The sequence below is a fragment of the Pseudomonas sp. QS1027 genome (assembly GCF_002814235.1).
GTDB lineage: Bacteria > Pseudomonadota > Gammaproteobacteria > Pseudomonadales > Pseudomonadaceae > Aquipseudomonas.
Window position 1 is genome coordinate 1 of sequence record NZ_PHSU01000023.1, and the last position, 14,582, is coordinate 14,582.

The window sequence follows — 14,582 nt, forward strand, 5'->3', positions numbered from 1 at the left end:
ACGGGATGTCCGGACGCATACGTTTTTCCAATCCCGGATGGGCCAATAACCAGAGACACACTGGAACTGTAAACGCCTCCGCCCAATATGCCGTCCAGTGAGCCAATGCCACTCGCAATGCGCGTCATGTCGGCGCTGTCTGGGGCGGACGGGTGGCTGTAAAGACTTTCGAGTCGAGGGTAAACCACCAATCCGTTGTCGTTAATCTCACATTCGTGAAGGCCTGTCATTGCCCCACTGCCGCGAGTTTTACGCAGTTGAATACGACGAACCGAGCGAGTGCCATATAGCTCTTCACCCATCTCAATCACGCCATCTACCATCGTATGCTCAGGGCTGCCGTCATCGAGTCGGGAACTGGTCAGAAACAGTACGGTGCAGCCCGCGAAAGCAGCATGCCCTTGCAGCTCTGAAATGAATTTCTTGGTGTCGATGTGCGAATCGGCTTTTGAGCGCGCATTGAGTAAGCCGTCTACCACCATCACCGTAGCTTTTTGGCGGCTTATCTCGCGCCGAAGCAGCTTTACTACCTCATCCAGACCTTCGTTCTCCAGGGTGTCAAAAGCACTGACAAATTGAATTTCGGCGCCGACTTTGGAAGAGTCGAAAAAGCTCAAAGTAGAAAGAAACTGAAAAAGACGGTCATGTGACTCGGCCAGTAGCGTGGCGACCAGAACTCGGCCTCCATTGTTCGCATGATGGAACGCAAGTTGGTTAGCGAGGATCGTTTTTCCAGACCCCGGGCGTCCTTGGATTATGTATGAGGCGCCTGCGACCAGCCCTCCCTTGAGCAGAGCGTCGAGCCCTTCGATTCCACTTTCGAGGCGTTTTAACTTTTCCACAATGCGACCCTGATCTGAAAAAAACAGGCCGTTTAAGCCGATTGAGGCGGAATGCTAACGCCATTTTCGCTCTGGGTAAATTCTCGCCTGAAGCATGGGTGCCCAAGAGAGTTAGATCCCCCATTCCAGCCGCCTTTAACTGGCTTCTTCCCTCTAAAGTCGTTGTGAAATCAACCTTGCTAGCAAATAACCCTATACTCTTTAAGTGATTCAATTGCAGTAACTAACCCTGAGCGTTTGCATACAACATGTAGGGCGGAAACCTTGGTGGGAGCTGCTTCTTGAAAGCAGTGAGTACGCCCCGTAGTTCTAAGACAGTGAGCGACCGCTTCTGGCCTAGAGCGTGTAAAAAGTTGCTGGTGTACTGTCGGCGTCTAGCGCCGACGGTTGTTAGCTGAGCAGTTGTCGCGCGCAATACCACCGCTCGTCAATATGGTCGTAGAGGCTCAGTGAGGCATCTATCGTGCAGGGTAAGCAACGAAACTAAACCTTGGAGGCTGAAAGCTCCCTCATTAAGTTGCTGGGGCCGAGGATCTTCGGTCACAACTATAAGATCGCGCGAAAGCATTCCAGTTAGCCGACTCTGGGCAGGAGATTACCCAATGCTGCCTGGTTGTCGTCATCAGCAAATATAAATTTCGTATAAGGCGAGAAAAGATCAGTCGATCACATGGAGTTTGGTCGACCTCGGCGCTAGTGCCCAAGCCACGCTGCACAGCGTCAATGCGATACCGCACCACTCAATGGTAGCAGGGCGGTACTGCTCCCATCGCATCGAGAGCAACACGGCGATTGCCGGTGTCACGACTTCAATATACATCGCCTTTTGTGCACCAATCCGGTGGATCAATGTAAAGAGCGCACTAAACGTTAATACCGAACCAAAGAGTGATAGATAGCATAGCGATATCCAGTAGCTAGTTTCGGTCGGCAAGCGCCACTCTGTTCCGGTAAGCGCGACCCAAAGCGCGACCGAAAGCGCCCCCCAGAACATGGCCCATGCCAACGTCAACATCGAATTGCTTGAGGATTGGCGTATTTTTACTGCCGAAACACCCCCCATAGCGAATGTCAGCGTAGCCGATAGAGCCAGTCCGAGTCCGATAAAAAATGCGCCGCCCTTGCCACTTGATATACTCACCCAGGTAAGTCCTACGGTCTGCGAACACATCATGATAACTCCGCAGCCAGCAACAGCAGCCGCACTACATATGTGCCATGTCAATGGTTTGCCGAACACGATGCGTTCAAAAACAGGGCTCCAAAAAACTACCAGAACGAAAAGAACACTCATGAGCCCCGACAGTAAATAACGCTCGGCATGGTATACGCCAACATATGTGATACCGAAAGTGGTGACCCCTTGAAATATCAACCACCGCTGTGTCGTCCAGTTAAGCCATAGGCGATCACCACGTAGTGCACACCATAGAAACAGGCTGCTCGAGGCGATGGCAAAGCGGTACACCACCGACACCGTAGGATCTACCTGCCCAAGCTGAAACGTGATGGCAAAATAGGTGGATCCCCAGATAAGGGCAGCTCCTATAAATAAAACTATTGTTGGCACAGAAAAACTCCCTTCAGAATAATGCGTTGCAAAAGCGAATCGTCGATATCCAATTATCTAGGCGATTGACGCCTAGGCCATAAAAAGAAGCAGCTTGGGCATCGGACGAACCCTTGTTTTTCGCATTACGTTAAAAGCAGTATCCGATCACAACATTCTCACTTGCCACCAAAGACCGACGTCCAGTTCCATTTCCATAAGATTGTCGCCATCGGTATGAACTACCGACGCGACGTTCGCGCTGAACACGGCAGTTGCACGGCGCGCGCGGCGCATCCTAACTAACGCTAATTGCCGGCGGCGGCACAAGGCGAACAACCACTTTTCCGAACGGACCGTTTGCAAGGCAGTCCAGCGCCCGATCTATTTGCTCTGCATTGAACTCAGCCACGACGACCGGCCGAATCTGATGAGCCTCGATAAATTTATTCATTCGTTCGAACATAGCTCGGGAGCCCGTTTCAACGCCGCGTACACGCAGGTTCTTGTTCATCACCGGAAAAATGTCGAGCGGATTGCTGACCGTCTGCACCACACCGATAATCGCCACCGTCCCTTCAAACGCGGCAGCGCGCGCCGATCGCCGCAACGAGTCGGACAAGCCCATGTCAAGCACCAGTTGCGCACCGACGTCCGCCGTCTCAAGCATAACCTGCTCTTCCCACGAGGGGACGTCGTTGGAATTGATCACACTGTGTGCGCCTAAGCCTTGGGCCATTCGCAACTTATCCTCGGAACGGGAGACTACGATAACGCTCGCCCCCAGAGCGACGGCAAATTGAATGGCGAATACCGCCACTCCGCCAGTCGTCTGAATAACAACTGTATCGCCCGGTCGGAGCGCCCCCAGCTCCACTACCGCGTGCCACGCCGTCAAGGCGGCAACGGTCAGCGTGGCCGCCTCGCTATCGGTTAAGTGCGCCGGCGCAGCAACCAATTCCTGCTCGTCCATCGTGAGGTGTTCCGCCATCACGCCATCGCGCTCCTGGCTGCCCAACGAACCGCTCAGGCCGTGCGCCGTGAGCGGACCGTCGATCCAGTTCGGCAAAACGGTGCTGCAAACCCGGTCGCCGACACGAAAGCGAGTGACGTGTTTGCCCACTGACTCGACAATGCCAACCGCGTCTGTCAATGGAATACGATCGCTGACCGGAGCACGCGTATGATTGCCCCGAATAAAATAAAGGTCGCGAAAATTAAGCCCCGCCGCCAGTACTCGCAGGCGCACTTCGGTCGGCGCCAAGGGATGCAGTGTGTGGGACCGCAACTGCTGTTTGACTGCTCCATCCTTTGTGCGATATTCAAAATAACTCATGATTTTTTCCTTTTACTCGTTAACCCGCAATATCCATGGGCAGGACGTGTTAAACAATATCGGTCTGCTGCAAAGGACTGTTGACGCTAGCGCAAATATGACGTGCCAATGCACCAAAGCGGTGCGACCAGCTTCCGCCGATCTGACTGAAAAGGTGCATCCTATCTTTAATCGGTTCAGTTTCCTTGGCAGGGCTGGACTCGGCTTATGTACGCCAACTTTGCTGTGATGAAAGAAGTCAATTGAATGAAAATGCTTAATGAAATGGCGGTATTTTCACAAGTCGTTGACAGTGGCAGTTTTTCGGCCGCTGCGCGCAAACTCGCACTTACGACTTCCGCCGTGAGCCGTCATGTCGGACGCCTGGAAAAACATCTCGGCGGAAGATTACTGCTTCGCACCACCCGCGCGCTGTCGCTCACCGAGCTGGGCCAGCAGGTTTACGCTTCCTGCGAACGGATGTTGGGAAACGCGCGCGAAGTCCATGCACTGGCCGGCAGTTACGGGGTCAGCCCCACCGGTACACTACGTCTCAGCGCGCCTGTGGTATTTGGTCAAAACTGGTTGGCGCCGAAGTTGCCAGGCTTTCTGGAAGCGTTTCCCAACGTCAATGTGACGTTGACGTTGATCGACCGCCCTGTCGACTTGGTGAACGATGGTGTGGACCTTGCAATCCGGATCGGCGATACAATTGCACCGGGCTTGATAACGCGGCCACTCTGCACATTCAAGTATCTGCTGATCGCGTCGCCCGATTATCTGCTCCGGCATGGGACACCAGCGTCGCCTGAAGAACTCTCCAAACACCGCTGCAGCTACCTCGGGTATGGCCAGTTTGGTCATGACTGGACCTTGACCGACGGGACCCGTTCCGTTTCGGTGAGTGTGACTGGCCGCCTGATCATAAACAACAGCGCAGCGCTGGTCGCCGCAGTGGCCGAGGGTGGTTCAATAGGCCTGGTTCCGGAATTTGCGGCGCAGTCCGCAATGAAGGATGGCCGGGTTGTGCGCATATTATCCGAGTGGAATTTGTCCGAGCCTTACGTCGGATCTGTGCAGTTTGTGTATACACCAGGGCGGTATATCGCACGAAAAATAAGGGCTTTCATTGACTATTTCGTTAGCGACGGACCTGCATCTCCCAGGTAGAGGTCGCCTCTTCACAGCGCAAACTCCAGACCTCCGCCTCCTGAGCGGCATTATGGTCGGTCTAAAAGCAAGGTGGGGACAAAGGGTGACCGGCGATGCCAAATCCGGATCGAAACACGTACCCATGCTAAGAACAAACCAAAATTTGGCCAGGGCGACGGCGACACGCCATTTTCCAGCAGATGGGGCAATTCAATCGAGAAGATTGCCTGGTCAAACACCAGTCGACGGTTGTCTGGATGATATATCGAGAGTGAGTCACAGTGTCACCCCACACATGCTTAGAACTGCGGCTCGCGCATGTCCAAGATAAGAAGAGATTTTGGATGTCGCCGAGAAAAAAGGTGTTGCTCCGCTTACGCTGGAACGAAGTTCATACGAGCAAACCCGGTCAAAAGTACCTATTTATTCTGTCGAATGTGGCAACCAGCGCTTTACTGGGGGGCTTTTTGACGATCAAGGTGTTGGTGCCATTGATAGTCCAGAGAAAGTGAGGCTCAGGTGGGCATGAGATATCGTGCATTGCAAGGCGGGCCATGAACTTGGGGGCTTTCAAACCGGAAAATAAATTTGCTCCCTACTCTGCTGCGATGGCTCCATCAATACCCCTCTTATTGGATCTTTCTTTATCAAACTTCCGTTCTAGACTGGCTCCGCCCACCTGGTCAATAGGAAAGAGCCCCGTGTCCGCCCTAGACTTAGAGTGCCAACCCGTTCTGTGCGGCAGCACCCTGATGCTTAAACCTCTGGCAGACAGTGATTTTGAAGGTATGTTTCAGGCAGCCGCTGATCCAGAAATATGGGCCAGCCATCCCGCCAGGGGTCGCTATCAACGCGAGGTGTTCGAGGCGTACTTCGCTTCTCTACTCGCCACTAAAAAGGCGCTCGCTGTCATTGATACTGCCTCGCAGGACATCGTTGGCACATCAAGCTACTACACGCCCCAGATCTACCGAACAGCATTGCCATCGGTTTTACGTTTCTGATGCGTGCGAAGTGGGGCGGCAATTTTAACCGCGAGCTTAAGCAGTTGATGCTGGAACATGCATTCACGGCTTACGATATCGTCTATTTCCACATAGCGCCTACAAACGTTCGTTCGCAAACGGCCACGCTGAAATCGGGTGCGGTGCTATTGTATTATGCCGAAATAAAAAAAGCTGCGCCTGCCTTGGCGAAGTGTTACGGACTAACGCGCGCTCAATGGCAGACGCCGCGGGGGTGAAAGGTGGGTCACTCACCAATACTTGGAACCTTGTTGCGTTGGCGCTCGGGCATGAAGCCGAATACTCTGTTCCCGACGATTCCTTCAGGTACTGTGGTCACGATCAGGCTTGGGGTCAAATCATAGGCCTGGCTATCGTCTTTCTAAACCGAACGTCGGCAAGCAAAATGTATCGTCTGACTAACTTAGCGAAGTGGGCGGCGCGGGGTCGCGCACGCCCGTTCAACTCACTTCAAAGTACATGACTCAAAGCCATTGCTGCCCCCCATGTAGTCAGGCTCATAATAAAATTTATCAATTTTAAATTTACCCTTTTTTGGCTCGCTGACTGTCGCCAATGCAACGCCGAAATCCTTTTTGGACGCGTCGACATTCGCAAAATCCATGGCCAATGCCTTACCGTTTGACACGATCGATCCCGTGTATATAAGCACTTGATCAGCTTCAACTTTTGCTTTGAACGACCCGGACTTTCCAGAGCTGTACTGGCTGTCTAGCGTAAGTGTCATGACGCTTTTAAAGTCACCATCATGAATATCATTTCCTATACAGGAATAAGTGCCACTGATATCAACTCCGGTAAAGGGAGTGCGCTTTGTGTCGGTCGTTGCTGCATGACTAACGTTTGCCATCAGAAACAGGTACGGGACTAGTGCAATCAGAGTTTTCTTCATTTTTTCATCCAAAATTTAGGAACTAGCATTTATGGTATTATTTCAGGCTTCCGACTTTAGAGTGGGTATAACCCTCTACGCCTTCTGTTTCATGCTTCCTTACCATCCATCCATTTTTTTAAAATAGAGCGGTTTTACTTCAGGCGCTTCATAGGCTCTCACACGTCGATTGGATTTACGACGGAGATAGAACGGCCGCGTTGAAGTTTGAGAAACCTGGACTAGCGACGAACTTTGGTTGACGAGCACTCACGACTTAAGCTTCTGACCTAAAAATAAGTCGCTCTAAATTCCCACTCAACCCCTTCCGACTGAAATGCAAAGTTAACGAATATTTCGAGTAAATCCGGCGAGCGCGTGAGACTTCTTAAAATTTTTAGGGTCGATTCCATTATTTCGGAAAATCGCAAACAAGGACCCAAAGAAGAATATAAGAGGCGCACGCCTGCTACATTGCCACTCCAGGATCCTACTTAAATACCTGACCGTTTGCGCAAAACTGGTGCGCATCATTTACCTTGCCCAACCTCGTGGCTTGGCGATAAAGGATCATTCTTTATGATCCAGCTACCTGATTGGCGGAACGAACTTGCAGACGCATAAGTATCTTCCATGAATTGGAAGTATACAATTTTGCCGTCCTTAACTTTTGCATGAATAGAGAACGGCGATTTTACTAATTTTCCCAGCCCCTTTGACCGAAGCTCAAACGCGCCAAATACTGCGACATCTTGGCCGGAGCCAAACATATCGGTCACCGAAAAACTCTCAACTTTCCAATACTTTGCGACGCCAATGAAAGTACTACTGAACGCTTTAGGGCCATTGCCAGTCCCGGCCCAAGGCTCGATATTCTTCAGTTCGGTGTCATTGAAGTTCAATGAAATGAATGTAGCGTCGTCGGCGACCAGGCGCTGAGCCGCAGCGACCACTTTGTCCGGCGATGTGTTTCCCAGAAACTCCTGGAGCACTGCTATAGACTTCGCGGTATCGGCATCAGGCGCTTCTTGCACTGATGTTGTGGCGGCAAGTGCTGGATTTTGGGGTAGCAGCGTGATGCCCAGTACAGTCGCAAAGATTGCGGCCACAGCAACTATGTGCCGGTAGTGCGTTCCGGGCAATAGTCGCTTAACGCTATGATTAGGTTCCATATGCACTCCTAAACGAACAAAAATTGAAGCGCCATCAAAACTCGCCGGATATAGCGGCCGCACCACAACCAAGCGCGCGACGCCAATCGTTCAAGAACGAGCGCGGATCAATAAAACCGCAGCACGCTCGCATATAAGTACCGAACGGTACATATATATTCCATGGTAGCTTTCCTTGTCAAGTACTTTCTTTTCGATTTTTAGGACCTCGATTTCACTCTGTCAATACTGTGAATCGTCTCGCATGTCTTTAAGAGGTACGAGATCGATTCTGAACGGTTCGAGACGACCTGATTTCGTCCGTCGCTATACATGATCAAACCTCAGTTTTTTCGGCTATCTCCAGGACGTCATCGACCGCCCCACAGAGAACTGTGGGATACACGGATGTCGACAATCGCATGCCGACACTGGAATTTTATTCTTGCCTCATGATGGACCCCTGCTTTTTGCAAATGTGTCGAATGCCACCGCAAGGACAATAATCAGACCACAATAATTACTGCCAATCGTGCCAATCATTCAATCGTTTTTAGGTGAGCGTGGAATACGCCCTCGCCTTAGCGGAAGCCAGGAGTAATAATACTAATGATGCCCTATTCAGACTCAGAGGCGCCCCTATTTGGCTCCATGTACATCTCAGCCAACGTGATGCGTTAAGGACTCAATTCACGGTGAGGACAAGAAACCGATAACCGCATCATTAAGTGGAGCGGCGCATTCTTCAGGTAACCAGTGACCGCAATCAGGAAGCACCTTGGCGGTGACATTATCAGCATAGTGGCTCACCACCTGCGACTCATACTCCCCCATGCCACCATTACCACCGCCACCTATCGCCAACATAGGAATACTGATTTTTGTCTGAGCAAGCACTTTGTTGTCGATTACACCCTGGTTCAGTACACGATAATACTCAAACGCGGCGTGCAACGTATGCGGCTTCGCGTAGGACTTTCCATAGAGGTCCAAAAGTTGCGGGGTGAAGACGGATGTATTGGTGGCATGTACTTTTATGAAGTGTTCGAAGAAGTAGCGCTCTTTGCCTTTGATCAAGGTTTCTGCCAATTGGTTGTCGGCGCTGAAGAAGCTAAAGTGCCAAACCAGCGATTCACCTTTAGGAGAGAAGGCCGCAAACTTGTAAATACTGTCATCTGGAATGGGGGCTTCCATGTACACCGCACGGCGGATGTCGGCCTGGTGATTGACCAACATTGGATAGGTATTCCAAATACCGATGTCATGCGCAACCAGATCAAACCTTTGGCCACCGCTGATATTTTTTGCCAACTGATACAGAAGCGGTGCCACGTCAATAGCACGGTATGACTTCGGCACAGCAGACTGACCGAGGCCAGGTAAGTCGACCGCAACGACAGTGTGATTCTTCGCTAACTCAGGCATTAATTGATGCCACTCGTACCACGTCTGCCCAAATCCATGAACAAGGTAAACTAGAGGGCCACTTCCCCCCTTGACATAGTGAAGGCGCACTCCGTCGATGGTTTTATATTGACTGGAAAAATTCGCAGGAACCGGGAATTCATCAGCGGCGAATGTCAATGTAGAGAGTAGCGCTGCTGACGATAAAACCAGTGTCGAAACCCATTTCTTTAACATGTGAGTATCCTCAAATAACTTAGGTAAATCAGCGTGGGTTAGCGTTTATAAGACAACTACGATCTTGCCAAACGACTGGTTTGATTCTGCGTACTCATGAGCGTGCGCAAGCGCATCGAACGTGAATACCTTGTCCAGAATCGACGGCATCTTTTCATCGGCAATCGCTTGAGCGATGTGCGCCAGTGGGAAGTCTTTGATGGGCAAATACGGGCTACCAATGTGTTCGCTGGACACATAGGAAACGGAGACACCGTTTTGCAGGTCCGCGTAGACGTCGAAACGCTCTATCTCGCGCCCACCTAGAAGGCCGAGTATTGCCAGGCTCCCGAAGTGTTTTACTGACTGAATCGTGTCACGTAGCGTCGATGCCCCGATAATCTCCAATGCCGCATCAACCCCGGGGCGCAGTGGGCTCACAAGCAGATCCCGTAGCCGTCCATCATCGATCAAGCATTCATCAGCTCCTTTTTCCAGCAGCAGCTGGCGCTTTTGCGCATTGCGGGTTGTCGCAATCACGCGCAAGCCCAACCACTTGGCATAGACGGTCGCGGCCAAGCCGACCGAAGATGCTGCTCCGCGGATCAAGATTTCCTCGCCTGCCTTCGGACGAATAGCCTTATGAAAACCCGCCCATACAGTCAGGAAAGCCTCAGGCAGCGAACCCAACGTTTCCCAGCCCAGCGCGGCGTCTCCCAGGCGCACAACGTGACTAGCGCTCACGACAATCTGTTCGGCATACGTACCAGGGCGTTCAAGCATCAATCCGCCCATCATTGTGGCTACGCGCGTACCTGGAGCAAAGGTACCGGTCTTGTCCTCAATGACCTCTCCTACAGCTTCGATACCTAACTGACGCGGCTGGTCGATCCGCCCCCAAGCCCCACTGCGCACATAGAGATCAAGACGATTGATGCCAATTGCCTTGACCGCAATTCGTACTTCCCCCTCACCCGCCACCGGATTCGGAACCTCTTCGAGCCTCAACACTTCGGGCCCGCCGGCGCTTTTGACAATGTAGGCTTTCATAGTCCGGTCCCGTTATTGAATGAGTGGCCTTGACGGGAACCCGGTTTGAAACCATGCCTCTTCGCCATCCATGCGATAGCAAAACCAATGGCCAACAAAAGCACCAGAACCGGCGCGAAGGAAGACACACCCCGCGTCTCCAATAGGACGCCACCTAATAAGCCACCCCCTGCAATCGCGCCATTCCAGGCCACCACATTCATCGACAGCGCTACGTCAGCACCATTGCCTGCCGTATCAGCAAGTGCGGTTTGCAGCAGGGTTGCCGCGCCTCCGAAAGTCAGCCCCCAAACTGCAACGCCGATGTAAACGACTGCCGGTGACGTTGAATTCCAGGCAAACAGAAGGGCTACACCGGCAAAAACCGCCAGGCTAGCCAATACGGCTACACGCAAATGGTGATCGACCAGGCGGCCGGTAACTCCGATGGCGGCAAGCGCAGCGACACCGAAGGTCAACAGCACTATGTCCACGTGGGAAGTGAGTCCCGCTTGAGCGACGAAGGGTGCGATGTAGGTGTAGAGGATGTTTTGCGCCAGCATCCAAGTGACCACCACGCTAAGTACTGGCCGGACTCCAGGTGTCTTGAATACTTTGCGTAACGCAAGCCGCTCGTGATTGGCCTGACCGGGATAATCCGGCACCTTTGCCAATACCCAAACAATGAGGCCCGAGGTCAATACTGACATGACAATAAAAGCGCTGCGCCACCCCATTGCGACTCCAAGCAATGTTCCAAGAGGTACGCCCAGCGATAGCGCAATCGGAGTTCCTACCATTGCCACTGCCAATGCCTTTCCCTGCAGATCGACCGGAACCATTCGACGGGCATAGCTAGCGATTAGACTCCACGCTAGCCCCGCCGATACACCGGCGAAAAAACGGGCCGTCATTGTTAACCAATAATTCGATGACAGCGCCGTGACTGTATTGAAAACGAGGAAGCCTATGATCGTCGCCAGCAGCACCTTACGGCGGCGCCAGCCCTTTGTCGCGATAGTGAGCGGGATAGCAGCCAGCAATGAACCCAGTGCATAGGCAGTGACCATTTGGCCTGCAAACGCAGTAGAAATACTCAGGCCTGCAGCCATCTGCGGCATCAGTCCGGCTGGCAACGTTTCGGTGATGACGCATATGAAGCCTGTCATGGCAAACGCCAAGAGTGCAGCCCAAGGTATCCGGTCTTTTTGCGTCTTTATCAACGGTGCTGTAAAGGTCGTCATTTGAAGTTTCTCTATGAAGAAATGCCCACCTGAGACTCCTCCTATGGAGGCCGAGCTCAATTTTCTTACTGATCGATACAGATTTAAGCCTAAAAGCCCCCTGATTCGTACGCCGTGGCCAGCAACAGAAATTTCTGACTGCCAAGCTCAAATCGCTGGGAACCTTAAAATCGACTTATATACTGATCAGTACGTTACTCGCCAAAATTTCCATTGTCAACACATTTTGTATCGATTAGTATATTTGTATTAGACGTATTTGGGAGATCGATATGGCGATATTGGGGCGACCCCGAGCCTTTGACCGGGACAAAGCAGTCGAGCAAGCCATGTACATGTTCTGGCAAAATGGGTACGAATCCACCTCGCTAAGCCTCTTGAAAGCAGGTATCGGCAAGGGTATTTCCGCACCCAGCTTCTATGCGGCATTTGGGTCCAAGGAAGCATTATTTCAGGAGTGCGTACAACGTTACCTCGCGACCTTTGCTCAGGTAACGGCATCTTTGTGGAACGAAGACCTCCCCCCTCGTAAGGCCATAGAAACCACACTTCGCAACTCGGCAAAAATGCAATGCGATGATGGTCATCCAAAGGGATGCATGGTCGGCTTGGGCGTAATCGGCGTACCGGCAGATGACCGCACTGAAACGTCATCTTTAGCTCGCTCACGTGCGCAAACACGAGCGGGGATGATTTTCTGTGTAGAGCGCGGAGTTGAGAGTGGTGAGCTGCGTCTTGAAACCAATATTCGGGCTTTAGCTACGGTTTTTGACTCATTCCTGCTAGGGCTTTCCACCCTAGCCAGAGACGGTATTCCCTATAGCGAAATGAGTACAGCTATCACTCATATAATGTCGACATGGGATGCCTATTCCACCAACATTGCAATTGAACAACGTAATGCATCTTGCGGTTCAAATTCCGGACGCGCTTGAGGTGGCTGAGCAACGGAGGTGTGGCCAGGCATCCGCGAGAGGGATGTCAACTCGTCGCATTCGGCCCATAGCAATACCGGTAGATTTTCCTGCGGCGATTAGCAACGGTCGCCGCCGCGCCCCGGACAGCAGACGATTATAATCCAATAACTTCGGTCAGTTCGAAATAACAATGATCCAGTCGCGCAGATGGCTGGGCCTATGTACTTAACATTGCAATGTCATTTTTTAGTGTGAGAACTCTATATTCAAAGAAGGTGACGCGAATGGAACGCTAGTTTGAAATTTGCGTAATTGGATCGCACCTATAAAATATCCTATATGAATATTAAATAAAATTTCATGTTACATAACGCCGACTTAAAATTCATGCTGCTCTTGAAACTTAGTTACACTAAATGGCTTATTCGTGGTACGACTGTGGGGGCTGGTGCTTTGATGAATAGGTTCAGTTTTTGATAAGAAAGCTTTAGTTGTCGGATGTCTGACAGCACCCGCGGCCTCCTCTGAGGGTGTCCTAAGGGCTGACGCCGCTGTACTAAACGGTGTGAACTGGTATTGCCTTGACATAACGCTCCACTGACCGAAGTGCACAAGCAGAGGCGGTTGGAAAGTATGCGCGGTCTTTAGTTCGCATAGTTGGGGGCACTGACACAGACAATATAAGGCTGGCTCTTATTAGCTATAAGCCTTGGATCGGTTACATAAGAGTGTGTCCTTGAATCATGGCATCGGGCGACTATGCGCCTGGGTTATAGAGTGTGTGCGTTTAATATACATCGAGTCTCAATATAAGGAGCTGCATTCGCAGGTGGTCACTTGGAAATCTTCTTTCCATGGGCGCCGGAGCGCTGTTTATTTTGCGGATCGCATTCTAGGGTAAACGTCTTTGGAAGAGTCAGCTGAGCGCTTGGGCTGTATAGCATCGTTGGGAAATGCGCTGGATGTCGATCACATCGCATCTAGTACCGCCCAGCTTGATATCGACTTGTTACTGTGCGGTGAGACAGGAACCGGCAAGGACACGTTGGCGCGCAAAATCCATGACTTGTCCCAGCGCACCGGCGCCTTTATCGGCACTAACTGTGCAGCGATTCCTGAGGCGCTGGCCGAAAGCGAGCTGTTTGGCGTGGTCAATGGTGCGTACACCGGGGCCAGTCGCTCACGCATGGGCTACATCGAAGCCGCGCAGGGCGGCACCCTGTACCTAGACGAAATCTGCAGCATGCCGTTGACATTACAAGCAAAGTTCCTGCGCCTGCTTGAAACGCGCGGGGTTGAGCGGCTGGGGTCCACGCAGTTCATTCCGGTGAACTTTCGTGTCATCGCCTCGGCGCAGAAAAACCTCGACGATCTGGTCGACCGGGGCCTGTTTCGCCGAGACCTGTATTTTCGCCTGAATGTGCTCACTGTTCAACTTCCCGCCTTACGCGATCGGCGCGAGCAAATTGTGCCAATGTTTGACGAGTTTGCCAGGGCTGCCGCCGAGCAGTTTCAGCGCCCGATACCCCATCTTTGTTGCAACCTCCTGCACTCACTGTTGAGCCATTCGTGGCCGGGCAACCTGCGCGAGCTGAAGTCAGCCGCCAAGCGTTTCGTGCTCGGTGTACCGATATTTGCCGATGAGCTGGCAGCCAGGCCCAACTGGGCTTCGAGCGGACTGAAGACGCAATTGCTGGAGATCGAAAAGACCCTGATCCAGCAGTCGCTCAAGCGGCATAACAAGAGTGTCGAGGCGGTGTGCCAGGAGTTAGAGATTCCGCGCCGCACGCTCTATCACCGCATGAAGCTTCTTGATCTCTAATCAGTTCTTGGCGGTGGCGTTCCATCATTCGTTAAAAATAACGGG

At 52.0% G+C, this 14,582-nt stretch carries 12 protein-coding genes; 4 read left to right on the forward strand and 8 right to left on the reverse strand.

The features are described 5' to 3' along the window. From CWE01_RS20735 to CWE01_RS20745, 3 genes are all read right to left on the reverse strand, one after another. Positions 1–845 (reverse strand): ATPase domain-containing protein (locus tag CWE01_RS20735; protein WP_256579396.1); only part of this gene is annotated, 845 nt, incomplete at its 3' end. Between the two features lie 655 nt (positions 846–1,500). Then, on the reverse strand, positions 1,501–2,412 hold the full coding sequence (locus CWE01_RS20740; protein ID WP_100942420.1) for a DMT family transporter: 912 nt from the start codon (positions 2,410–2,412) through the stop codon (positions 1,501–1,503). A gap of 277 nt (positions 2,413–2,689) precedes the next feature. Then, positions 2,690–3,727 carry an NAD(P)-dependent alcohol dehydrogenase gene (locus CWE01_RS20745; protein WP_100942421.1) on the reverse strand — a complete coding sequence of 346 codons (1,038 nt, stop codon included), beginning with the start codon at positions 3,725–3,727 and terminating at the stop codon, positions 2,690–2,692. Between the two features lie 246 nt (positions 3,728–3,973). On the opposite strand from CWE01_RS20745, the gene CWE01_RS20750 reads away from it, so the two are divergent. Both CWE01_RS20750 and CWE01_RS33940 read left to right on the forward strand, forming a co-directional pair. Then, entirely contained in the window at positions 3,974–4,876 is a 903-nt protein-coding gene (locus CWE01_RS20750; protein ID WP_218274292.1) for a LysR family transcriptional regulator, read from the forward strand. Between the two features lie 683 nt (positions 4,877–5,559). Beyond that, a complete protein-coding gene (locus CWE01_RS33940; protein ID WP_256579391.1) occupies positions 5,560–5,862 on the forward strand; it encodes a GNAT family N-acetyltransferase in 303 nt (100 codons plus the stop codon). 466 nt (positions 5,863–6,328) lie between these two features. On the opposite strand, the gene CWE01_RS20760 is transcribed toward CWE01_RS33940, so the two are convergent. The 5 genes from CWE01_RS20760 to CWE01_RS20780 all read right to left on the reverse strand — a co-directional run bounded on the left by CWE01_RS20760 (position 6,329) and on the right by CWE01_RS20780 (position 11,798). Next, entirely contained in the window at positions 6,329–6,775 is a 447-nt protein-coding gene (locus tag CWE01_RS20760; protein ID WP_100942422.1) for a hypothetical protein, read from the reverse strand. Positions 6,776–7,284: 509 nt separating this feature from the next. Continuing rightward, entirely contained in the window at positions 7,285–7,926 is a 642-nt protein-coding gene (locus CWE01_RS20765; RefSeq protein WP_256579392.1) for a nuclear transport factor 2 family protein, read from the reverse strand. 669 nt (positions 7,927–8,595) lie between these two features. Then, positions 8,596–9,546: an alpha/beta fold hydrolase gene (locus CWE01_RS20770; RefSeq protein ID WP_100942423.1), complete on the reverse strand. Its 951-nt coding sequence runs from the start codon at positions 9,544–9,546 to the stop codon at positions 8,596–8,598. A 45-nt stretch (positions 9,547–9,591) separates the two neighbouring features. Then, positions 9,592–10,575 (reverse strand): zinc-binding dehydrogenase, encoded by a 984-nt coding sequence (locus tag CWE01_RS20775; RefSeq protein ID WP_100942424.1) that lies wholly within the window; start codon positions 10,573–10,575, stop codon positions 9,592–9,594. Beyond that, positions 10,572–11,798, reverse strand: a complete 1,227-nt coding sequence (locus CWE01_RS20780; protein WP_100942425.1) for an MFS transporter — start codon at positions 11,796–11,798, stop codon at positions 10,572–10,574. Before CWE01_RS20780 ends, CWE01_RS20775 begins: the two co-directional genes overlap by 4 nt. A 272-nt stretch (positions 11,799–12,070) precedes the next feature. Here CWE01_RS20780 and CWE01_RS20785 point away from each other — a divergent pair, with 272 nt between their 5' ends. Together CWE01_RS20785 and CWE01_RS20790 are read left to right on the forward strand one after the other, a co-directional pair. Then, positions 12,071–12,733, forward strand: a complete 663-nt coding sequence (locus CWE01_RS20785) for a TetR/AcrR family transcriptional regulator (protein ID WP_100942426.1) — start codon at positions 12,071–12,073, stop codon at positions 12,731–12,733. A 928-nt stretch (positions 12,734–13,661) separates the two neighbouring features. Next, positions 13,662–14,537: a sigma 54-interacting transcriptional regulator gene (locus CWE01_RS20790; protein WP_305884383.1), complete on the forward strand. Its 876-nt coding sequence runs from the start codon at positions 13,662–13,664 to the stop codon at positions 14,535–14,537. Positions 14,538–14,582: the final 45 nt, after the last annotated feature.